This window comes from Chryseobacterium sp. POL2, from assembly GCF_011058315.1.
Classification (GTDB): Bacteria; Bacteroidota; Bacteroidia; order Flavobacteriales; family Weeksellaceae; genus Soonwooa.
The window spans coordinates 2,885,637-2,908,649 of the sequence record NZ_CP049298.1; the positions used below are offsets into that span (position 1 = coordinate 2,885,637).

The following is a 23,013-nucleotide window of genomic DNA, read 5'->3' on the forward strand; positions in this document are numbered from 1 at the left end:
TACAAAGTAAACAAAATTGTGGCTTTGTAAAATTTAAAAATAAAAGTTTATGAAAAAACTGATTTCTACTTTTGGATTGTTGCTTTTGACAAGTTTTGTCACAACCTTGTATGGACAAAATTTCTACGAGCAACAATGGAAAATTCTTACAGAACAAGCGCAGAAAGGAAACTTTAAGTCCAATCAGCCCATTATTCTCAACATTCAAAAGCAAGCCATGAAAGATAAAAACCTTCCAGAACTTATCAAATCGCTGAAAGCTGAATTTAGCATCATGCGAAGAACGCTAGATGATACGCAGAATGATACGGCGAGTCAATTTTTTAAGAAAATCCAAGAAGCGGGAAGTTTATTTTCTGGTGAAGAAGCCTTGGTTTTTCAAGTTTTGAAAGCAGAGTTTATCCGAGATTATTACGACTCGGTGCAATGGCGAATTCGGTCCAGAACCAATACCGACAACCAAGATGTCAGCCAAATAGAAACCTGGACCAATCTTGGGTTTAAAAATTATTTGAGCAAAGAATATCAAAATATTTTCAAACAAAAAGAGCTTTTAAAATCGATTAGCTTAAAATTCTACCAAAGTATTTTCAATTCAAAATTCGATTTGGAATATTATCCTACGATGTTGGATTGGGCAAGTGGACAATATATTAACTTTTTGAGCAATTCTACTTTGTTTACAAAAAATGAGTTGGAAACGAATGAGGCAACAATTCTTAAACTTTATGATGATGTTATTGCAGCCAATTCGGGTAACGCCAATTTGTATTTTAAAACTCAAAAATTAGATTATCAAATTGGACGAAATCCCAATGATAAAAGCCTAAAGGAAAAATGGCAAACTCTATATAATGATTCTACAGAAGGCGATTACAAAGTGATGATTGCTTCGCGAATCGCTGAAAATTTGATCTCAAATCAAAAAGAATCGGAAGCTTTAGAAATTATTAAAAAAGCAAAATCAGCGTATCCCAAATCAGGTTTTTTAGGAAATATTCAAAATCAGGAAAACCAGATTCTTCTTCCCAATGCTAGTTTCTATTTAGAATCTACAACTTTGGCTAACAAACCGATTCAGCTTTTGGTGGAAGCAAAAAATGTCAAAAAAGCACAGCTTAAAATTTACCAAGTCAAAGAGGATATCAAAGGTTTTTTAGGCTATTTATCTAGGTTTAATGATTCGAACAAATATCAAAATATAAAAAAAGTTTTAGTAAGAACAGAAAGTTTTGATTTTCCTACAAAGAATGATTATAAATCTCATAAAACAGCTTTCGAAATAAAAGCGCTTCCAGCAGGCATCTATCTCACCGAATATCTTGTGGATGGTAAGCCTATGTCATACCAGCGGGATAATTATTTTTTGGTATCTGCCGCAAAATCTATTTTTAAAAATGTAATTAATGATAACAATACAGATTGGGAATATTTTTGGATCAATTCTGAAAATGGAAAACTAATTAAGAATCCCAACCTAAAAGTTCATGAGTTTCCTTTTGAGTCGCAATCTCCCTCGGTTCAACCCATCATTGTTTCGAAAGATTCCAGTTTTAAAATGCCTATTTCTGATAAAAAAGCTTATTATCGTTTCAGTGTTATAGAAGATGTTAACACTGGAGACGTAGAGTTAAAACACACTTATGGCTCGACTAATGATTACTACAACAATAGAAATATCGATAAAGAACATCGTGCGCAGATTTTCCTAGATCGCGCGATTTATAGACCTGGACAAGTCGTTTATTTCAAAGTCATTAATACAAAGCTTGAAAATAATAAGGAAACGACAATGTCGGGCATTAAACAAAAAATTATTTTGGAGGATGTTAATTCCAATGAAGTGGGCGCCCAAACTTTTGTAACCAACGAATTTGGTTCTTATAGCGGGAGTTTCACTTTGCCAAAATCAAAGCTTAATGGACAATTTAGATTAAGTATTAATGATTCTAATCTTGAGCTTTATTCGGGGAAAGCATTTTCTGTTGAAGAATACAAACGTCCAAATTTTGAATTAAATTTTGACCCGATCAAAGACGAATATAAATATGGTCAAAAGATAGAACTAAAAGGAAAAGCAATCATGTTTTCGGGAGTTCCGTTGTCGAATGCTACTATCAATTATGAAATCAAAAAGCAAAATATCCGTTGGCGATATTTCTCGTGGTATCCACAAATTTTTGATAACGAAAATTCAATTCTAGGTGAAACAAAAACCAATGACAAAGGCGAATTCACAATTGTTTTGGATCTCAAGAAAAACGAAAAACTAGAGGGCATCCAGATTGACGAATTTAATATTAATACTAGCGCGACGGATATTTCAGGCGAGACGCAATCGGCAAATACGCGTTTGACGGTGTCTTCGGTTTCGCATTATATCACGGCGACGAATCTTAAAGACCAGTTTTCTGATGATGAGATAAAAGTAAACGTTGAAACCAAAAATTACAACAACCAAAACTTAAAAAAATCCTATCACACGAAATTAAGCAAACTAGAAGAACCGCAACGTATTTTCAGGAATCAGTTTAAAAATCAAATTCAGGATTTACCACAATTATCAAAGTCGGAGTTTGAAAAATTGTTTCCACACGATCGTTTTGATAAAACTGAACTTCCTAAAAATTGGAAAACCGAACAGGTTTTGTTTGACAAAACGGCGCAAGATTCTTTGTTAAATATCGGAAAATTGTCGCCAGGTTTTTACCGATTGGAGTTTTACAATATCGAAGGAAAAGACAGCATCAAAACAAGTCAAGATTTTCAGGTTTGGAGCAAAACCAATTTGGATCCGAAACAAAAAACTTTTCTGAATACCAGTTTTGATAAAAAAGAATATCAAGTTGGAGAAACAGCAAATCTTTTGATTTATTCGGCCATTCCAAATGCTTTAGCCAATATTTATATCCAAAATGGCGATGGAGAAACTTTATATGAAAGCAAATCTTTATCGAATGGATTTTTAAAATATCCAGTTAAGATTAATCAAAAATCAGAAGTCTGGAACGTGCAAGTGGTTTTGGCAGCTTTTAATGATGTACGAACCGAAAATTTGTATGTGCCAATCAAAAGAAAAGATGATGGCTTGAAAATAGAAACCACAACTTTCCGCGACAAATTGCAACCGAATTCCAAAGAAAAATGGAGTTTTAAAATCGTTGGTGCACCAAATGAAAAAGTGCTCGCAGAAGTACTTGCCAATATGTACGATATGTCGTTGGATAAATTTAGAAGTAACAATTTTTCGTTTAGCAATATTTATTATCGCAACGATATTATTAATGATTATAATTTAAATACATCATTAAGTAGTGCATACTTTTCTGATAGACTTAAGAATATAGAATCAAAGTTTGTGAAAAAACCAGAATTTGATTGGAAGTATTTTAATTTGATTTTTACAGATATAGATGGAGATGGCCTAAGTGACGCTGATGATGCTTGTCCAACGGTTTATGGTTTGAGAGAATATAATGGTTGTCCAAAACCTGCAATGGCGTATGCATTGGAAGCTACTGGAGCGGTAAGAGGATCAAATATGAGAAGTAAAATGGCAATTCCAGCTGCTGCACCTATTTCTAAAGAAGAACGCTTAATGGAAGATAAAAATTCATTTAATCAAAATGAGGATTTAGAAAAAATAAAAATTCGGGAAAATCTCAACGAAACGGCATTTTTCTATCCAAATCTCGTGACCGATGAAATGGGAAATATCAGTTTTGAATTTACCACGCCAGAAGCTTTAACCAAATGGAAGCTGATGTTGTTGGCGCACACCAAAGATGCAAAATCTGCTTATGCTGAGAAAACAATGATCACACAAAAAGACTTCTCGGTGACACCAAATTATCCGCGCTTTTTACGGGAAAGTGACGAAATTAATTTCCAAAGCAAACTGAATAATTTAACATCAAAACAACTGAATGGCGTCGCACAAATCAAAATCTTGGATGCTTTTACCAATGAAGATATTACGCAGAAATTTGGATTAAGCCAAATGACAGCAACAAAAGGCTATAATTTTGAACAATCATTTTTACTCAACGGGAATAGTAGCGATGCTTTAACGTGGACTTTAAAAGTTCCGAAAGATGTTAGTTCTATCATTTTGAAAGTCGTTGCAAAAGCAGGCGAGTTTTCGGATGGCGAGCAAAAAGCCATTGCCATTCTCCCAAATCGTATGTTGGTGACGGATGCGGTTCCGGTTTTTGTAAAAGAAGGCGAAACCAAAACTTTCCAGATTGATAATTTGCTTAACAATAATTCTTCGACTGTTTCTAATGTTAGACACACTTTGGAGTTAACAACCAACCCGATTTGGGAAGTGATGTTTGCGTTGCCAAGTCTTAAAAATGAAACTAAAAACTCGGCAGATGTTATCTTTAACAAATGGTTTGCGGATGTTATTGCTTCGGAAGTTTTCAAAGCCAATCCAAGACTGAAAACTATTTTTGACGAATACCAAGCGAAAGGACTTTTGACCTCGAATCTTGAAAAAAATCAAGAGCTGAAACAACTTCTTCTCGACGAAACGCCGTGGATGTTAGACAGCAAAAATGAAGAAGAACAAATGTCAAAATTGGTGCGACTTTTTGATGTCAACACGATGCGTAATAGTATTCAGCAAGATTGGGAAAGTTTGTTGCAATTGCAAAATCCAGATGGCGGATTTAGTTGGTATCCTGGCTATCCGAGTTCTTATTATTCGTCTTTGTATATTCTTAAAAACCTAGGAAAGCTCAATCTTTGGTTAAAAGATAATGTTAAAGAGTATCAGTCGGATTCTCAAAAACAAATGCTAACCAAGCTTATCACATTCGTAGATAATAATATTAATAAATATTGGGATGTTCGTAAAGAAAATCCTTGGAGCAATGCTTCTTTGGAATATCTCGATGCAAGACATTATTGGGAAAAAGATTATCCATTGACAGCGAATCCTAAAACGCTGAAAAATTTAGTTATTAAAAAAACGAAAACGGCGAAGATTGACGAATTCACATTCTTTGGATTGCATCGTGCAGCATTGTTATTCGATCAATATGGATTAAAAGATGTGTCAACAAAATTGATGACCTATCTTAAAGAAACTTCCACCGAATCCAAAACGCAAGGTGTCTATTGGAAGCAAAATCTAGACGATTGGGGTTGGTATGCTTCAAAAGTGGTGAACCATGCTGGCGCGTTGGAAGCTTTCAATGTTTTGAAACCAAACGATCAACAATTTATTGAAGATCTTAAAATTTGGTTGATTACCCAAAAAGAAGTTAACTCTTGGGGAACTTCGAGAAGTACCGCAGAAGTTATTTTTACAATTCTTAATTCTGGCAAATCTTGGACAACGCCAGAAAGTGATAAAGCGACTATTATTTGGGGATCAAAAGATATGAAACTAGCCGACCAAAAAGCAACGGGCTATATTAAAATGAGCGATACAGCTGATAAATTGGACAAGTCTTTGGGAAAAGTTACGGTGACCAAACCTGGTCCCGGCATTGTGCAAGGTGGCTTGTTCTGGCAATATTATGAAGATTTGGATAAAATAAAATCTTCGGAAAATTATATTTCCATCAACAAAGAATACTTCAAAAAAGTGAAAACCGAAAATGGCGAACAACTTATTCCTATCAATGAAAAAACAATCTTGAAAGTTGGTGACAAGATTACAGTGAGAATGATTCTTAACGCCGACCGTAATATGGAATATGTTCATCTCAAAGATATGCGCGCTGCAGGAACCGAGCCTTTGGACGTTATTTCTGCATACCAATGGAAAAATAATTTAGGTTATTATCAATCAACAAAAGATGCGTCAACCAACTTCTATATCGAGTATATGCCGAAAGGAAAATACATCTTCGAATATGATTTGGTAGCCAATGCTTCGGGGATTTTCTCAACTGGGATTTCGACTTTACAAAATTATTATGCGCCTCAAATGAATAGTCATACGGCAGGTTCCAAAATGGAGATCAAATAATTTTTTAGATTTAATAGTATAACAAAGCGGCAGAACTTCTGTCGCTTTGTTATTTTTATTAAGTTTATTTTTAATTTTAAATAGGATAATTTTGCATTGAAAGTTTGAATAATTTCCTAAGATTTATTATTATTTCAAGTTTAATTTTAGCAACTTTGTTATTGGTTTTAATTTTAAAAATAAAATCCAAACCAAAACTTCAAGACAATAAAAACAACTCAAAACCCATCATTTCTTATGCGAAATATTTTCAGTGCCGTAGATGCTGACTTTTACATCAAAGCCATCAACCAACTAACACCGGAAACATCTGCCAAATGGGGAAAAATGTCGGTTGATCAAATGTTGGCACATTGCAATGTGACTTATGAATTGGTGTATGAACCGCAAAAACACAAAAAACCGGGCTTCCTTGCAAAATGGATGATGAAAAAATTTGTGAAACCAAAAGTGACCAATGAGTTAGCTTACAAGCAAAATTTGCCAACTGGACCTATGTTTTTAATTAAAGATAAAAAAGATTTTGATTTTGAAAAAAAACGTTTGATTGGTTTTATACAAAAAACACAACAATTCGGAGAAGCGGCTTTTGATGGTAAAGAAAGTGCTAGTTTTGGAAAGCTAAATGCGCAAGAATGGAATAATATGATGGCCAAACATCTCGATCATCATTTGGCGCAGTTTGGCATTTTATAATTTAGTTAAAAAAAATATGAGATTAATTTTCTTTTTTTTATTGACGATTTCTAACTTGTTTTTTTCTCAATCGAAAGAAGCGATGCAGGCTTACCTTATCAATAACGAAAAAGCTTTTATTGGAAAAATAAATAACGGAACGCCGATTTCTGTTAACATTATAAAAGCTGAAGCTTTAGATAATAACATTAATGAATTTGCAGTTTCAGGAACATCCGATGTGGAAGGCACAGTTTGCAACTTTAATGGAAAATTGACTTTGGAGTCCCAATCCGACAATCCCAAGTTAGCAACTTTGTTTTATAAATTCGAATTTCAAGAAGAAAAACTTCACGAACATACGGGGATTTTTACGGGCTCTTTAGCGATGAAGACGTTGACCGATACTTTGGCACTTGTCGTTTTTGAAGGCACTTGGGAAAGTTATAACAAACGTATGCGCTTCCCCGTTTTTTTTGATAATAATGAATTCTTAAAAACCAAATTGCAAGAACTCGCAAAATAATGAAGCTATACGAAAATATTGATTTCCGAAAACTGACCTTGGAAAACCGAATCGTGATGTCGCCCATGTGTATGTATTCTGCAAAAGATGGTGTGGCAACCGATTTTCATTTGGTTCATTACGGAAGTCGCGCGCAAGGTGGCGTAGGACTTGTAATGGTGGAAGCAACGGGCGTTGTGCCAGAAGCTCGTATCACCCCGCGTTGTCTTGGACTTTGGAATAAAGAACAAGAGCTGGCTCTGAAAAGAATTGTTGATTTCGTGCACAAAAATTCTAAATCAAAAATCGGTATTCAGCTCGCACATTCGGGACGCAAAGGATCGATGTGGAATAGTCAACAACTAAAGCTGTCAGAAGGTGGTTGGCAAACGGTCGCGCCAAGTGCAATAGCTTATGCGCCAGAAGATGAACTTCCAAAAGCATTGAGCATAGCTGAAATTAAAACCTTAATTCAGGATTTTAAAAAATCGGCGAGTAGAGCTGTAGAAGCTGGCTTCAACGTCATCGAAATTCATGCGGCGCATGGCTATTTGATTCACCAATTTTTATCACCAAAATCAAATCTAAGAACGGATGAATATGGTGGAAGTTTTGAAAATCGAATTCGATTTTTGCTCGAAATTGTAGATGCAGTCAACGAAGTTCTTGATGATAATATAGCGTTGTTTGTGCGCGTGTCCGGGTCAGAATATGTGGAAGGCGGTTGGGATATCGATGACAATGTTCGTCTGGCTGAGGTTTTGAAAACCAAATCTGTTGATCTTATTGATGTCTCGTCTGGCGGGAATATTCATGGTGTTAGCATTACTTTGTTTAATTCCTATCAGGTGCCATTTTCGCAAAAAATCAAACAAAAAACAGGTATGAAAACGGGCGCGGTTGGACTGATAGAAGATGCTAAAACCGCGGAAGCTATTTTACATAATAATGAAGCCGATCTTATTTTTCTAGGTCGAGAACTTTTGAGAAATCCATATTTTCCCGTTATTAATAGTTTTGAATGGGATGAACATTGTGCTTTTCCCAAACAATATGAAAAAGCCAAACCAGAAAATTCTTAATTATATTTAAAATTGAAGAAGATTTAAATTGAGAAATTATCGCACAGATGGAGATGGGGTTTTAAAAAATTAAATACTTTTTTAAAAACATAACAATCTGAGATTTAAAACAAATTTGATTGTAATTTTTAAAGAAATAAATATTAAAATTTCCTAAAAAAGTTTCAGAATATTTTAAAATTTTGAGGCGCTCTTTTGTCTCTTAGAATCAATAATCAAAGTCTTTTTTGCCTTTTAAAGAACAGAAATGTTATTTTATATAAGTTAAAAAAATGTTATTTTACTTTGATATTAATTCTGTATATGTATCTTTATTAAGGAAATGATTTGGTTTTTATTATGAATTCAGTTCATTAGCGAAAATCGTATTAACACTTAGTTCATACCACTTACAATACACTATTTATTATGAAAAAACGTCCCAATTACCGGAAATTTCAGCCTCAATTGAAGCGGATTGAGGAACTTGAAAAGAATAATTCTGCTTTCAAAAGAATATATTCAGAATACGAATTGATGTCCAACGAACTGTGGGAAATTGAAAATGATGAGAAAAACTCTATTCCTGATGATTTTATAAACGCCATCCAATTGCAAGCCGAATATCTAGAAGAAGAGATTAACAACTGGCTGACGAATATCACACCAAAGGATACAGAAGCCTAATATGCTATTTAAAGAATAATTTCCTACTTTTACAGGCCTAATTTTTTTATAAAAATATATATGATTGCTATTGTAGATGGAGGTTCTACTAAATGCGATTGGGTTATTCTAGAACAAGATGGTAAAGAAGTTTTTAAAACGGAAACCATAGGTTTTAATCCCAATATTATTTCACCAGAGCTTATCGCGCCAGAAGTTGAAAATAATAAAGCTTTGATGTCTGTTGCAGCAGAAATCAAACATTTGTTTTTTTATGGTTCGGGCTGTGGGGTTCAGAAAAATCGAGAAATCGTTCAGAAAGAACTTAATAAAGTTTTTACTAAAGCTTACGTTACCGTCAAAGAAGATCTTATCGCAGCAGCGTATGCAGCTTATCGTGGTAAGCCCGAAATTGTTTGTATTCTTGGGACAGGTTCTAACTCTTGCTATTTTGATGGTGAGGAGATGAGAACCGAATTGCCTTCTTTAGGATTTTTAATTGGTGACGAAGGCAGTGGCAGTTGTCTTGGTAAGCAGTTGGTACGCCATTTTTTCATGAAAAAATTACCACAGGATTTGCACAATCAATTTGCAGAAATTTATCAATTAAACATTGAAGATCTTTTGCAAAATATGTATCATAATCCTCGTGTTAATGCTTATTTTGCAGATTTTACAAGATTCATTGTCGATCGCAAAACACACCCATATTTTCAACAATTTGTTTATAAAGAGTTAAAGAATTTTTTAGAATTCCAAGTACTCCCATATAAAGAATGCCGCAATAGCGAGCTTAATTTTATCGGATCAATTGCTTATTTTTTTGAAGATATATTAAGAGCTGTTGCAGCAGAGTTTCATTTTACAGTTGGGGACATTGTACAACGACCGATAGAAAGTCTTGTCAACTACCATCGTAACTATATTTTGCCAAAACTTTTACCCTAAGTTTTTGGAATTAATTTGAAGAAGGGAATTTTTTATTAATTAAAAAAATTAAAATGTCGAAACAAAATCAAAAGGATTTAAATGCCTTTAATAAAGCCGCTTTAGATTATCACAGAGCAGAACCTAAAGGCAAAATCGAAGTTGTACCATCCAAACCGCATTCTTCACAAAGAGATCTGAGTTTGGCCTATTCACCCGGAGTTGCCGTACCTTGTATGGAAATCCACAACAATCCACAAGCTGTTTATGACTATACCTCCAAAGGGAATTTGGTGGCCGTTATTTCTAACGGTACAGCAGTTTTAGGATTAGGTGACATTGGCGCGGAAGCTTCAAAACCAGTGATGGAAGGTAAAGGTTTATTGTTCAAAATATTTGCAGATATCAATGTCTTTGATATCGAAATTAATGAAAAAGATCCCGATAAATTTATAGAAATCGTAAAAGGTATTGCACCGACTTTTGGTGGGATTAACCTAGAAGATATCAAAGCGCCAGAAGCGTTCTACATCGAGCAAAAATTGAAAGATGAACTAGATATTCCGTTGATGCATGATGACCAGCACGGTACAGCGATTATTTCTGCAGCGGCGCTACTCAATGCTTTAGAAATTGCAGATAAAAAAATCGAAGATGTTAAAGTCGTGGTGAATGGTGCAGGTGCCGCAGCAATTGCTTGTACCAAACTTTATATCGCATTGGGACTTTCGAAAGATAATATTTTGATGTGCGATTCCAAAGGTGTTATCAATCATTTAAGAACCAACCTTACACCAGAGAAAATAGATTTCATCGCACAAACTCAGTTAGCGACTTTGGAAGAAGCTTTGAGGGATGCTGACGTTTTTGTCGGTTTATCAAAAGGAAATGTCATGACTCCGGAAATGTTGTTGAGCATGTCGGACAATCCTATTGTTTTTGCACTAGCGAATCCCGATCCAGAAATTGACTATAACTTGGCAATCGAAACCCGAAAAGACGTTATTCTTGCAACAGGTCGTAGCGATTTTCCTAATCAGGTTAACAATGTATTAGGCTTTCCATATATTTTCCGTGGTGCTTTGGATGTACAAGCCAACGGAATTAATGAAGAAATGAAATTAGCTGCTGTACGTGCACTTGCCGCTTTAGCGAAAGAGCCAGTTCCGGAAATGGTTAAGTTGGCTTATAACCTAAAACAGTTACATTTTGGAAGAGATTATTTTATTCCAAAACCTTTTGATAACAGATTGTTGACACGCGTATCGATCGCGGTGGCAAAAGCAGCGATGGAAAGTGGTATTGCAGCAAGTCCTATTCAGGATTTTGAAGCTTATGAAACCCATCTTTTGGATAGAATGGGTCGCGATGAAAAGCTGATCCGTATGATGCAGAGTCGTGCCAAGTCCAATCCAAAACGTGTAACATTAGGCAATGCCGAAGAATATAATGTTCTGAAAGCAGCACAAATTCTTTACGAAGAAGGAATTGCCAAACCAATTTTGTTGGGCGAAAAGAAATTCATCAAACAACAGATGGAAAAATACAACATCAATATCGATGTGCCAATTATCGATCCTGTAGATGAAGACCAAGAGGAAAACCGAATAAAGTACCGTGAAACACTTTGGAAACTTCGCCAACGCAAAGGTATGAATGAGTATAAAGCAAAACGTTTTGTTCGTCAAAGAGATTATTTCGGTCCTTTGATGTTGTCACATGGCGATACAGATGCTTTGATTGTTGGTTTTTCTAAAAACTATTCATCCGTTTTGAAACCTGTTTTGGAAGTTGTTGAAAAGGAAAAAGGTGTTGATAAAGTCGCCGCAATGATGATGATTTTAACAGAGAAAAAACCGATTTTCTTTGCAGATACATCAATTAATCAAAATCCAACCTCGGAAGATTTGGTAAACATTGCAAGAATGTCAGAACTAACTGTCAAAACTTTTGCGATAGAACCAAGAATTGCGATGTTGTCATTCGAAAACTTTGCATCAATTTCTGATACATCGAAAAAAGTTGCTAAAGCGGTTTCTATTCTTCATGAAAAATATCCAAAAATGATTGTAGATGGCGAAATTCAGCCAGATTTTGCTATGAATAGCGACCATTTGAGCGATTATCCTTTTTCAAAATTAGGAACAGAACCAGCTAATGTTTTTGTTTTTCCTAATTTGGAAAGTGCGAATTTGTCCTACAAAATTATCCGTGGGATGAAGATGGCACAAGTAGTCGGACCAATTTTGATGGGACTAAAACAACCTGTCCATGTACTCCAAATGCGCTCTAGCGTGGACGAAATCGTTAACTTGGCGACTATTGCTGTTTTGGACGCGCAACGTCGCGAGCTGAAAAATTAATTTCAAGATTCTTAAATAATATGAAAAGCGGGACTCAGGTTTCGCTTTTTTTGTTAAGAATTTTATCAATTTTAACAAGATTTTTTAATTCTCGTTTCGAATTAATATATTAGCAAATTGTTTATAAACATATGATTTATTCATTACAAGGATTTGTAGAGGAGTTGACACCCACTAATGCTGTTGTTAATGTTAATGGTGTGGGCTATTATGTTGGTATTAGCCTACAAACTTCGCAAATGTTGAAGTTGGGTGCGACCCACAAAATATATATACAACAAATTATTCGGGAAGATGCCAATTTGTTATTTGGTTTTAACAGTCTTTTGGAAAAAGAAATGTTCAATCTCTTAATTAGTGTTAATGGTGTTGGTGCTGTTTCCGCATTAATTTTGTTGTCGTCACTTAGCCTAGAAGAAACGGCTTCGGCAATCCAAAATAGCCAGAGTCTAATTCTGCAAAAAGTGAAAGGTATTGGGACAAAAACTGCCGAACGTATTATCGTGGACTTGAAGGATAAGGTCGCGAAATTTGGGCTTTCTTCCGAAAATATTTCTCAGTTTGTAGATAATAAAGTTAAAGATGAAGCGTTAACTGCTTTAGAGGTTTTAGGTATTTCGAGAAAGATGTCGGAGAAGATTGCGGACCGCATCCAGAAGAAAAATCTAGAAATCTCGGTAGAAGAATTAGTGAAAGAAATTTTAAAAAACATTTAACATTTTTTTGTGTTTTAAGACAAACGCAGATGTAAAAAGAAAAGATAGTGAGGAGAGAGTTTTACTTTTATAAGTTTTTTGCATTGTTATTTTTGTTAATCGGCAGCGGAACTATTTCTGCACAAGAGAAAACAAATGACACTGTCAATATCAAAAATCATTTTAATTTAGCGAGTCCTATTCGGTATGAAGCCTTCTACGATGTCAAAGAGGGTATTTATTATTTGTATCCGAAAATTGGAAATACAACTGTCGGAAATCCATTGGTGATGACTTTTGAGCAGTATCGTAATTATATGCTACAAAACCAGTTGAAATCTTATTTTCAAGAAAAGTCAGACACGCATAATCTTGCGAACAGAAAAGATCAAACTGACGCAAAGAAGAAAGGACTTTTGCCGAGTATTACCATTCGGAACAAAATTTTTGAAAACATTTTTGGAAGTAACAAAATTGAATTAATCCCTCAAGGTTATGCTTCTTTCGATTTGGGTATTCTTCTTCAAAAGATAGATAACCCAATGATTTTGCCACAAAACCGAAACAACTTTACGATTGACATTCAACAAAGAATGCAATTGGGTTTAACGGGTAAAGTAGGAGAGAATTTACAATTAAAAGCCAACTACGATACACAAAGTGGATTCGCTTTCGAAAATCGAATGAACTTGATGTGGCAGGCCAAAGGAAGTTGGAAGGATCTTCAAAGTAAAGGTCTTGAAGACAAAACAACGGGCGGCGAAGATAAAGTCATCAAAAAAGTGGAATTCGGTAATGTGAGCATGCCACTTTCTACAAGTTTGATTCGTGGCGCGCAATCGCTTTTTGGTCTTAAGACAGATTTCCAGTTGGGCAAGACGACTGGTACTTTTGTGTTTTCACAACAACAAGGTGAAGCGCGTAATATCGTTGTGCAAGGTGGTGGCGCGATTAGCACTTTTAAAGTTAATGCGTTTGACTATGAAGATAACCAGCACTACTTTTTGGGACATTATTTCTACGATAACTACGATAGAACTTTACAAAGTTATCCTACACTAAGTACAAGGATTAATGTGACCAGACTCGAGGTTTGGGTTTTGGATCAAGGTTCTGGTAATCTTCAGGATCAAAAAAGTATTGTCGGTATCCGAGATTTAGGAGATGGACCATCGGGATATCCTAATAATAATCAGAATGGTGTGTATAGTGCCGTAACAGGTTTGGGTGCTGGTTTGCGTGATGTTAACACCGCTTACAATACGATTAATGGACAAAGTTTACCAGATGCTAATGGTGGAACGGTCCCTTATATTGACGGTGAAAACTTTATATTTAATAGAAAAGCAAAACGTCTTAATCAAGGTGAGTACAAATTCAATCCGCAATTGGGATATATTTCCCTTAATCAAAGGTTGAATGACAATCAGTTCTTAGCGGTTTCTTACTCATATACAATAACGGGATCAGATCAGGTTTATAAAGTCGGCGAATTTTCAGAAGAAAGTTCTGTATTGGTAACGAAGATGTTGAAATCGAATACCATGGTGAAAACGACATCGCCAATGTGGGGGTTGATGATGAAGAACATTTATCCAATGAATGCTAATCAGATTCAAAAGGAAGATTTCTTACTGAATGTTTATTATCGTGATAATGCTAGTGGTGGTAAAGTTAACTACTTGCCTGGGATTACAACGCCAGACCAAAACTTATTGAAAACCCTTAACTGGGACCGTCTTAACCTTAACAATGATATCCAGCTGGAGAACGGTGTTTATGGTGATGGTATTTTTGACTTTGTACCTGGAATAACAATTGAGCCAGAACAAGGAAAATTAATCTTTACAAAAGTTCAGCCATTCGGTACTTATATGGCGAGTCAAATAGGTAGTGCAGACCCCAAAGATTATGTCTATACCGATCTATATACCCAGTTAAAAGAAACAGCGAAACAAAGTAATCTCGCACAACGATATACGATAGAAGGACGTTACAAAGGTGCCCAAGGACAAGGTATTTCTCTTGGTGCGATCAACGTTCCGCAAGGTTCGGTACGTGTGACGGCCAATGGGGTACAGTTGACAGAAGGTGTTGACTATACCGTGGATTATATGTTGGGAGCAGTAACCATTATTAACGAACAAGTTAAGCAGTCGGGACAAGCGATTAATATCTCGATGGAGAACCAGATGACCTTTAACACACAAAGAAAACGTTTCTTAGGATTAAACTTGGAGCGTAAGTTCAATGATCATTTGACCGTTGGTGCAACCTTGGTTAACTATGGCGAAAGACCTCTAACTCAAAAAGTGAATTTTGGTCAAGAAGCGGTTAACAATACGATGGCAGGTTTCAATATTTTGTATAATAATGAATTACCTTTCTTAACCAGATTAACAGACAAGATTCCTTTTATCAATACAGAAGCGCCTTCTAATTTAAATTTTAAAGCAGAAGCAGCTTACCTGATTCCGGGACAAAATAAAGGAACGAACGATCAATCTTACATCGACGATTTTGAACAAACAACCTCCAAAATTTCATTAAAAGAGCCAGCGCTTTGGAGCATTGCATCAAAACCAGAGCTTAACAAGACGGATCCAGTTTTTGCAAACGCAGGGCTTAATGATAATCTTGAAAACGGTTACGGCAGAGGCTTAACATCTTGGTATAACATTGACCCAAGATTCTATGGAGTTGGAGGGAAAGCGCCATCAGGCATTAATGCACAGGTATTATCCAATCACCGCTCGCGTCGTGTGCAGATGTCAGAACTTTACAACGAAAGAGATTTCGTAGCTGGAGAGCAGACGATGATGACGACTTTTGACGTGAGTTTCTACCCGAACCAAAGAGGTCCTTATAACGTAAATCCTCTAGATGAAGCTGCTAATATGCGTTGGGGAGGGTTGATGCGTTCTATAGGCGTTTCTAACTTTGTTAATTCTAATATCGAATATGTAGAATTCTGGATGATGGATCCGTATGCCGATGGTAATGACCTTGGAGCCAATCCAAAATTATTATTGCAATTAGGTAACGTTTCCGAAGATGTTCTTAAAGATGGGAAACTTCTTTACGAAAATGGAATGCCAAGTTCGTCCAACCAAACGCAAACAACGAATTCTAATTGGGGAGATCAGCCAACACAATTCCCGATTTTGTATGCTTTCTCAACAGAAGGTGATGAAAGAGCGCAGCAGGATTTGGGTTATGATGGTCTTAATGACGATATGGAAGCTGCTAGATTCGGTGTGTCATTCATTAACCCAGTAACTAATGAGTTGGATCCAGCGTCGGATAACTTTGTGTTCTATATGTCGGACAAATTCCAAGGAGCGATGGCATCTTCGTTGATTGATCGTTACCGTTATTTCCGTAACCCACAAGGCAACTCGCAAGCTAACACTTTGGAAGTGGCGACGCAGTTGCCAGATGCGGAAGATGTTAACAGAGATTACAACTTGGATCAAAGTGAAGATTACAACCAATATACTATTGATTTATCAAAAGATAAATTAGCGCTTGATGCGGATAACAAAATCGTAGACATCAAAGAAGTTAATGTTAAGTTTGAAAACGGGCAAAACTCAAAAGTAAAATGGTATTTATTCCGTGTGCCGATTTCGCAATACGATGACAAATCTATGGGTGGTAATGCTGATCCATCGATTCTTAATAACGTTAGATTCGCGAGAATGATTCTTAAAGGATTTGAACAAACATCAACTTTAAGATTTGGTACGTTAGATTTAGTAAGATCAGATTGGCGAAAATATACCAACAGACTTGCGTATAACAATTCTCAAGACGATATTAACGAAGGACAATCGATTAACAACATTAGTACTTTCGATGTAGGAAGTGTTAACTTGGAAGAAAATGCGATGGCAAAACCGCCTTATGTATTGCCTCCAGGAGTTGACCGTCAGGTGTTGAGTGGCAACGCAGGTGCACAAAGACAAAACGAAGCGTCATTGTATATGAAGGTTAACAATCTTGGTCGCGAGGCAAGAGGGGTTTTCAAAAATACCAATTTGGATATGCGTCGTTACAAAAAATTAGAACTATTTGTACACGCAGAAGACCTTAAAAATGTAATGAACACAAGTGTTGATCCAGATGCTAAATTCTTTATCCGTTTCGGATCAGATGCTACAGACAACTATTACGAATACGAAGCCTCACTAAAATATACTGCGCAGAATGCAACTTCACCATTAGATATTTGGCCAAACGAAAACCAGGTTAATTTAGCTATCGAAGAATTTGTAAATGCTAAAATGAAACGTGACGAATTGGTGAAAGATAATGCGCCAGGAATTAAATTCGATACGCGTTACGAATATCCTGACTACAAACCTGATGGCGAGAATAAGAAAATCTATGTAAAAGGTCGTCCTAGTTTGGGGAATGTTACCAATATCTTAATTGGTGTTAGAAATAACAATGGAGCAGGATCCAATAGAAGTTTGAAAGCAGGTGAGCAAAAAGATTTGGTACTTTGGGTTAACGAGATTCGTTTATCGGAAATCGAGAATAAAGGCGGCTATGCAGGTAACGCATCGCTTAATTTTAACCTAGGAGATTTTGCTTTAGTTAATGCCAATGCAGCTTACTCATCGGTTGGATTTGGTGCGATAGACCAAAAACCTTCGGAAAGATCGCAAACTGCGAATTCGACTTTTAGCATCAACACAACGGTTAACGTGGACAAATTCTTACCAGAAAAAGTAGGGCTTAAAATTCCGTTAAACTATTCTTACACGCAGACGATTGAAGATCCAAAATACAATCCTTTGGATAACGATATTGAGTTGAACAAATCCCCGAATGAGGCTGAACTTAAAAAAGTGGTGAGAACCTACAGCCAGCAACGTAGCATCGGGGTGGTTAACATGCGTAAAGACCGTATGAATCCTAATAAAAAGCCGAAATTCTATGATGTAGAAAACTTGTCTTTAACAACGATTTATAACGATGATTACTTCCGTGACATCTATACAAAACGTAACTACAGACAATATCTGAAAGGCTCAGTGGAGTATAACTACAATTTCAAACCATTTGTTTTGCGTCCGTTCAATAAGATGATTAGCGACACAGCGAAATCTTACAAATATCTGAGATGGATCAAAGAAGTTAACTTCAATCCAGTACCGACAAGATTGTCTTTCAGAACCATGTTGGACAGAAACTACAACGAGCTAGAATTTAGAAATATCGATGCGTTGTTGAGTGGAAATGCGGATACTAATTTTGATGTAATTCGTAACAGAACTTTCTATTTCGGATGGCAGTATAGTTTAGGATTTAATTTTACTAAATCTCTAAAAATGGAAATCAATTCTGAAACCAGAACTTTGAATGATAATATTACAGTGAACACAATGAACACCAGTAGTATCTTCTCAAATCCTTTCAGAGCGGGGCGTCCTGTGCAATACAACCACAGAGTACAGTTGAATTACCGTTTCCCGTTTGAGTATTTACCATACTTGGATTTTATAAATGCGGAATTGGGTTATGGCTTCCAATACAACTGGAATGCAAGATCTACAGCATTACGATCTTTCCAAAATCCAGATACTGGAGCGATAGAAGATTTAGGAAATATAGGACAAAATACCAACACAATAGTTGCAACATCTACCGTTGACATTCCGAAGTTTTTGAACAAGTTTAAATTCTTCCAAAATATCAATGATAAGATGGCGAAGCGTAAGCAAGAGATTGACTCGTTAAATAATGCTTACTCGCAAAATTTTCTTAAAAAAGGTAAAAAGAAAGAATTTAAATCCTATAAGTTTAAAAATAAACTGAGCCCATTCCAGGCAATTGCTTATTCTTTAACATCGATAAAACAATTGGATGTTAACTATAATGAGAACAATGGTATTGTGTTGCCAGGCCTATTGTCTGCACCTAATTTCTACGGTATAGGGCAAACTTTAGGAGGTCCAACAGTTGGTTTCTTATTAGGGTCGCAAGCGGATATTCGTCGTCTTGCAATTGAGAGATCGTGGATTTCGAGATCGGATTATATGACGGATGCCTATACCGAGATGACCACCAAAAATCTAATGGCTAACCTACAGATAATGCCAATTAACGATTTTAGAATTGATTTTAATGTGATGCAGAATTACACGCGTAATTTTATGCAGACCGGTTTCAATGTCAATCCAGATCCTAACTTCTCATTTGGTTCCGAGATGATCACACACTCCAGCACAGCATGGACTTTCGGGACAGCTTTCACAGATGGTGCGGCACTTTATGATAAGATTAAAGAAAATGCGAGAATTATTTCTCAAGAATTAGGAGGCGCTGCAACTGCAACGGGTTATGCCGATGGCTATGATATTTCGAACGCTTATGTGTTGATTCCTGCTTTCAAAGCTGCGATAGAAGGGAAGTCACCGAAACAATTAGGAAGCGTAAGAAAATCATCTTTCCCATTGCCTAACTGGAAATTGACGTATAGTGGACTGAAAAATATCCCAATTGTTAATAGCCAGTTCTCGAAGTTTGATGTGTTGCACGGTTATACATCAACGTATACGATGGCAGGTGTACAATCGAATGTTGACTACTTCAACAGAGGTTCTGCTGGCGATAGAGATGTTAATGGTAACTATGTTAATCCATACACTTTCTCTCAAGTTGGTTATGTGGAAGCCTTTTCTCCATTGATTGGTATTGATGTTACGATGCGTAATAACATGCAGTTCCGTGCGTCATACAACAAGGATCGTTCTTATATGTTAGGATTGGTTAACCATACTTTAACGGAAGATACAGGCACCGAATATGTTATTGGTTACGGCTATATTCTTAAAGATTTAAAACTAAAAATCAACTTTAAAGGAAGACCGAGAGATATTAAGAGTGATCTTAACATTCGTGCGGATTTATCAATTAGAGATAACAGAACAAGAATTACCAATATCTTGATTGACGATTCTCAAGTAACAGGAGGTCAAAGATTGATGACGGTTAAACTATCTGCGGATTATAACATGTCACAGAATTTCAATCTTAAATTCTTTTATGATCAAATGCTAACGAAATACAAAATTTCTACAGCTTTCCCATTGTCAACAGTGAGAGCTGGTCTTACAGCAACCTTCACATTCGGAGGAAGCGGAGGCGGATTCTAAAAGTAGAATACATTAAATAAGTAAAAAGCATCAGAATTTTCTGGTGCTTTTTTTGTTTAAATTTACTCTAAAATAACTTCCATGAAAAATACAATCAAACTTTATTTCGGATTCATTTTGCTATTAGGACTAATTTCTTGTACTAATAATAATGATGTGGAAAATCTGCAAACGCAGTTGGATGATAAAATTAAAGAAGTGCATCAGGAACTTCAAACCAAAATTAATTATGATGTCCCCTCTTTGAGTGTTTATACCATCTCCCCAAAAGGAAGATTTTTTAGTAGTGTTAAAGGAAAAAATGGGGATTTGGTAACAGAAAATACCAATTTTCGGTTTGCTAGTAATACAAAGAATTTCACGGCCACTGCGATTTTAAAAATGATGCAAGATGGATGGCTGAATATCGATGATCTTATTACCGCTAATATTCCAGGAACCAATATTGCGTACACCCCAAATACGTCTGACTGGGATTTTCCCAACAAACAATCTATTACTATTCTTCAGTTATTACAACATAATGCAGGCGTTTATGATTTAACAAACGATACCAGCCAACTGAGCTACAATGTAGAAGGAGAAGTTATGGCTTATGAAGAATATATATTGAACGCGAATCCCAATCATCAATTTTCCACCTCAGAATATATTAATGTTTTAACACAAAATAATCTTACCTATGGATTACCAAATGAACATTATCATTATTCTAATACAGGTTATTCTATTTTAGGAGAAATCATTCGTAGAATTTATTCCATAAAAAAAGGAACGGACAAAACATTGGCAGATTATCTCAACGACTATATCATCGGACCTAATACAAAAATTCCACTCCAGATTAGATTTCCCGAAATAGCAACAGACCAACAAATGCCAAGTCCTTACATCAAAGGATTTATTTTAGAAGATAACAAGCAAGAGATAACCGACAAAAAAAATGTGTCTGGGAAAATAGCAGAAGGTAATGGCATAGGTAGCATGAAAGATTTGGCGACTTATATCAGAAGTCTTATGAAAGCTGAAAATGTTCTCAATGCACAATCTGTCGAGCTTATGAAGAACAAAAAAGGTCCAGCAACAACTTTGGCGGATAATAATTATGCATTGGGCTGTTTCCATCTGGAAAATGTCGGTTACGGACACAATGGCGCAACCGAAGGTTATCTTTCTCTTATGATGCATGATCCGCAGACCGATGTAACAACAATCGTTTTATTGCCTTTTTGGGATTTAAGAAATGGAGGTCAACATTTTAAAGAATGTATGTTAGCAATGAATAAAGCGGGTGTGGAATCAAAAAAAATACTAGGCTATTAATTCAGTTATTAGCTTTTCATTGATAAAAGATTCTATACTTTTTGATTTTAAACAAGTTAAGACTTAATTTCAAATCATTATAATTTAGCTTTTTAGTATTGGAGAATAAAAAAATCTAATTAAATTTGTATCAAACAATAAATCGTAATGAATACACCAACAGAACTAAAGTACACAAAAGACCACGAGTGGGTAAAATTTGAAGATAATATCGCAATAATCGGAATTACAGATTTTGCACAAAGCGAATTAGGTGACATCGTATTTGTTGATGTTGACACTGTAGATGATGACCTTGCAGCAGGCGATGTATTCGGAAGTGTAGAAGCTGTGAAAACGGTTTCGGATCTTTTCTTGCCAACAGATGGTACAGTTGTCGAGTTCAACGAAAAACTAGAAGATGAACCAGAATTGCTTAATTCTGATCCTTATGGAGAAGGATGGATCATCAAATTACAAATGAAAGAAGGTGCAGACTTATCTTCATTATTAACAGCAGAAGATTATCAAGCAATCATTGGATAAATATAGAAACATATTTCGTAAGTATATAATGCCCATCTATTGGGCATTTCTTACGTATATGCTTTTGCGTCCAGGTGTCGAAAACAAAGAATATCCATTCATGTTCCCGGGTATCGACAAAGTCCTCCATCTTAGTATTTTTGGATTTCTTGGATTTTGTATTCTTGTCGCTTTTCCCAATCTTAAAAAATCGACTTATCTATTGATAGGCCTTGCTTATGCTCTGATTACCGAAATTTTTCAAGAGATAATGGATTATGGACGATCGTTAGAGATATTAGACCTATTTGCTGACATGTTAGGTTTTAGTATTGCAATTTTGGTGTATAATCGACTATCTCAATATTTTTCAAAATAAATTCTTTCCTGGCAATCCGCCTCCTTTTCTAATTCTTTTCGGCGGCCGGGCTGTTCGCTGTATCTTGCTTGCTTCGCTCGGACGTCTATCTTCTCAAGGCTTCGCCTTTCGAAGACGGTCGCCTCGCTGCGCTCGGCAAGGATGCCGCTTCCATCCCTATTGCGATGGGAGAGATTTGTAGATTATGAATGATAAGGACTTCTATGAATTTAAAATTTTTAAAAACGTTCAATTGTTAAGCTGTATAATTGTTGAATTGTTTAATCGTTTAATCGTACAATTGTTCAACCGTTCAACCGTTCAACCGTTCAACCGTTCAACCGTTCAACCGTTCAACCGTTCAATTGTTCATTAAATCCTTTTATACCATTGTTTCATGTTTATTCTTTGTTTTCGGTTCTTGATTCTAAAAAAAAACGAACTTGAAAACAAGCAAGTTAGGATATAATTAAAAAATAAGTTCCGATAAGTTTGTGTGATAATAAAAAAGCCTCTACTTTTGCACTCGCAAATCAGAAGTGTTTTGCAGCGCAGAAGAGGGATAGAAATAAATTAATAGATTGATTATAGGTTTTTGAAAAAAATTTTAAAAAAACTTTCAAAAACATTTGGTCAGTTTGGAAAAAGTTTTTACTTTTGCACTCGCAAATCGGCTGAAAGATGACAGAAAACAGTATGCTGATTTATGCGAAAAGAACGAAGTTCATTGACATAAATATAACAACCAAGTAAGGAAAAAAACCAAAGCGTCAATTTTAAATTGAGT

The 23,013-nt window shown here is 35.7% G+C and carries 12 protein-coding genes; all 12 read left to right on the forward strand.

What is annotated here, in order from left to right:
* Window positions 1–49: 49 nt before the first annotated feature.
* The 12 genes from G6R40_RS13445 to G6R40_RS13500 all read left to right on the forward strand — a co-directional run bounded on the left by G6R40_RS13445 (window position 50) and on the right by G6R40_RS13500 (window position 22,247).
* Window positions 50–5,983: an alpha-2-macroglobulin family protein gene (locus tag G6R40_RS13445; RefSeq protein ID WP_165136584.1), complete on the forward strand. Its 5,934-nt coding sequence runs from the start codon at window positions 50–52 to the stop codon at window positions 5,981–5,983.
* Window positions 5,984–6,220: 237 nt separating this feature from the next.
* Complete coding sequence (locus G6R40_RS13450; protein ID WP_165136587.1) at window positions 6,221–6,679, forward strand: DUF1569 domain-containing protein; 459 nt, start codon at window positions 6,221–6,223, stop codon at window positions 6,677–6,679.
* 16 nt (window positions 6,680–6,695) lie between these two features.
* A complete protein-coding gene (locus G6R40_RS13455) occupies window positions 6,696–7,184 on the forward strand; it encodes a hypothetical protein (protein WP_165136590.1) in 489 nt (162 codons plus the stop codon).
* The gene (locus tag G6R40_RS13460; protein WP_165136593.1) at window positions 7,184–8,245 is read left to right on the forward strand and encodes an NADH:flavin oxidoreductase/NADH oxidase; all 1,062 of its coding nucleotides are present in this window, start codon (window positions 7,184–7,186) and stop codon (window positions 8,243–8,245) included. The genes G6R40_RS13455 and G6R40_RS13460 overlap by 1 nt, the downstream gene beginning before the upstream one ends.
* Before the next feature lie 408 nt (window positions 8,246–8,653).
* Window positions 8,654–8,911, forward strand: coding sequence for a hypothetical protein (locus G6R40_RS13465; protein ID WP_165136596.1), 258 nt, complete (start codon window positions 8,654–8,656; stop codon window positions 8,909–8,911).
* 60 nt (window positions 8,912–8,971) lie between these two features.
* Window positions 8,972–9,838, forward strand: coding sequence for a BadF/BadG/BcrA/BcrD ATPase family protein (locus G6R40_RS13470; RefSeq protein WP_165136599.1), 867 nt, complete (start codon window positions 8,972–8,974; stop codon window positions 9,836–9,838).
* A gap of 53 nt (window positions 9,839–9,891) precedes the next feature.
* Window positions 9,892–12,180 carry an NADP-dependent malic enzyme gene (locus G6R40_RS13475; RefSeq protein WP_165136602.1) on the forward strand — a complete coding sequence of 763 codons (2,289 nt, stop codon included), beginning with the start codon at window positions 9,892–9,894 and terminating at the stop codon, window positions 12,178–12,180.
* Between the two features lie 131 nt (window positions 12,181–12,311).
* Window positions 12,312–12,896: a Holliday junction branch migration protein RuvA gene (ruvA, locus tag G6R40_RS13480; RefSeq protein WP_165136605.1), complete on the forward strand. Its 585-nt coding sequence runs from the start codon at window positions 12,312–12,314 to the stop codon at window positions 12,894–12,896.
* Window positions 12,897–12,943: 47 nt separating this feature from the next.
* A complete protein-coding gene (gene sprA / locus G6R40_RS13485) occupies window positions 12,944–20,041 on the forward strand; it encodes a cell surface protein SprA (RefSeq protein WP_165136608.1) in 7,098 nt (2,365 codons plus the stop codon).
* Window positions 20,042–20,122: 81 nt separating this feature from the next.
* The gene (locus G6R40_RS13490) at window positions 20,123–21,364 is read left to right on the forward strand and encodes a serine hydrolase domain-containing protein (protein ID WP_165136611.1); all 1,242 of its coding nucleotides are present in this window, start codon (window positions 20,123–20,125) and stop codon (window positions 21,362–21,364) included.
* A 147-nt stretch (window positions 21,365–21,511) separates the two neighbouring features.
* A complete protein-coding gene (gcvH, locus tag G6R40_RS13495; RefSeq protein WP_165136614.1) occupies window positions 21,512–21,889 on the forward strand; it encodes a glycine cleavage system protein GcvH in 378 nt (125 codons plus the stop codon).
* Between the two features lie 28 nt (window positions 21,890–21,917).
* A complete protein-coding gene (locus tag G6R40_RS13500; RefSeq protein WP_165136617.1) occupies window positions 21,918–22,247 on the forward strand; it encodes a VanZ family protein in 330 nt (109 codons plus the stop codon).
* Window positions 22,248–23,013 lie beyond the last annotated feature (766 nt).

Bases quoted from the DNA above. Each gene is read 5' to 3' on its own strand.
- G6R40_RS13460 (WP_165136593.1), top strand. From the start codon at position 7,184: ATGAAGCTATACGAAAATATTGATTTCCGAAAACTGACCTTGGAAAAC.
- gcvH (WP_165136614.1), top strand. From the start codon at position 21,512: ATGAATACACCAACAGAACTAAAGTACACAAAAGACCACGAGTGGGTA.
- G6R40_RS13455 (WP_165136590.1), top strand. From the start codon at position 6,696: ATGAGATTAATTTTCTTTTTTTTATTGACGATTTCTAACTTGTTTTTT.
- G6R40_RS13475 (WP_165136602.1), top strand. From the start codon at position 9,892: ATGTCGAAACAAAATCAAAAGGATTTAAATGCCTTTAATAAAGCCGCT.
- G6R40_RS13500 (WP_165136617.1), top strand. From the start codon at position 21,918: ATGCCCATCTATTGGGCATTTCTTACGTATATGCTTTTGCGTCCAGGT.
- G6R40_RS13470 (WP_165136599.1), top strand. From the start codon at position 8,972: ATGATTGCTATTGTAGATGGAGGTTCTACTAAATGCGATTGGGTTATT.
- G6R40_RS13450 (WP_165136587.1), top strand. From the start codon at position 6,221: ATGCGAAATATTTTCAGTGCCGTAGATGCTGACTTTTACATCAAAGCC.
- G6R40_RS13465 (WP_165136596.1), top strand. From the start codon at position 8,654: ATGAAAAAACGTCCCAATTACCGGAAATTTCAGCCTCAATTGAAGCGG.
- G6R40_RS13445 (WP_165136584.1), top strand. From the start codon at position 50: ATGAAAAAACTGATTTCTACTTTTGGATTGTTGCTTTTGACAAGTTTT.
- G6R40_RS13490 (WP_165136611.1), top strand. From the start codon at position 20,123: ATGAAAAATACAATCAAACTTTATTTCGGATTCATTTTGCTATTAGGA.
- ruvA (WP_165136605.1), top strand. From the start codon at position 12,312: ATGATTTATTCATTACAAGGATTTGTAGAGGAGTTGACACCCACTAAT.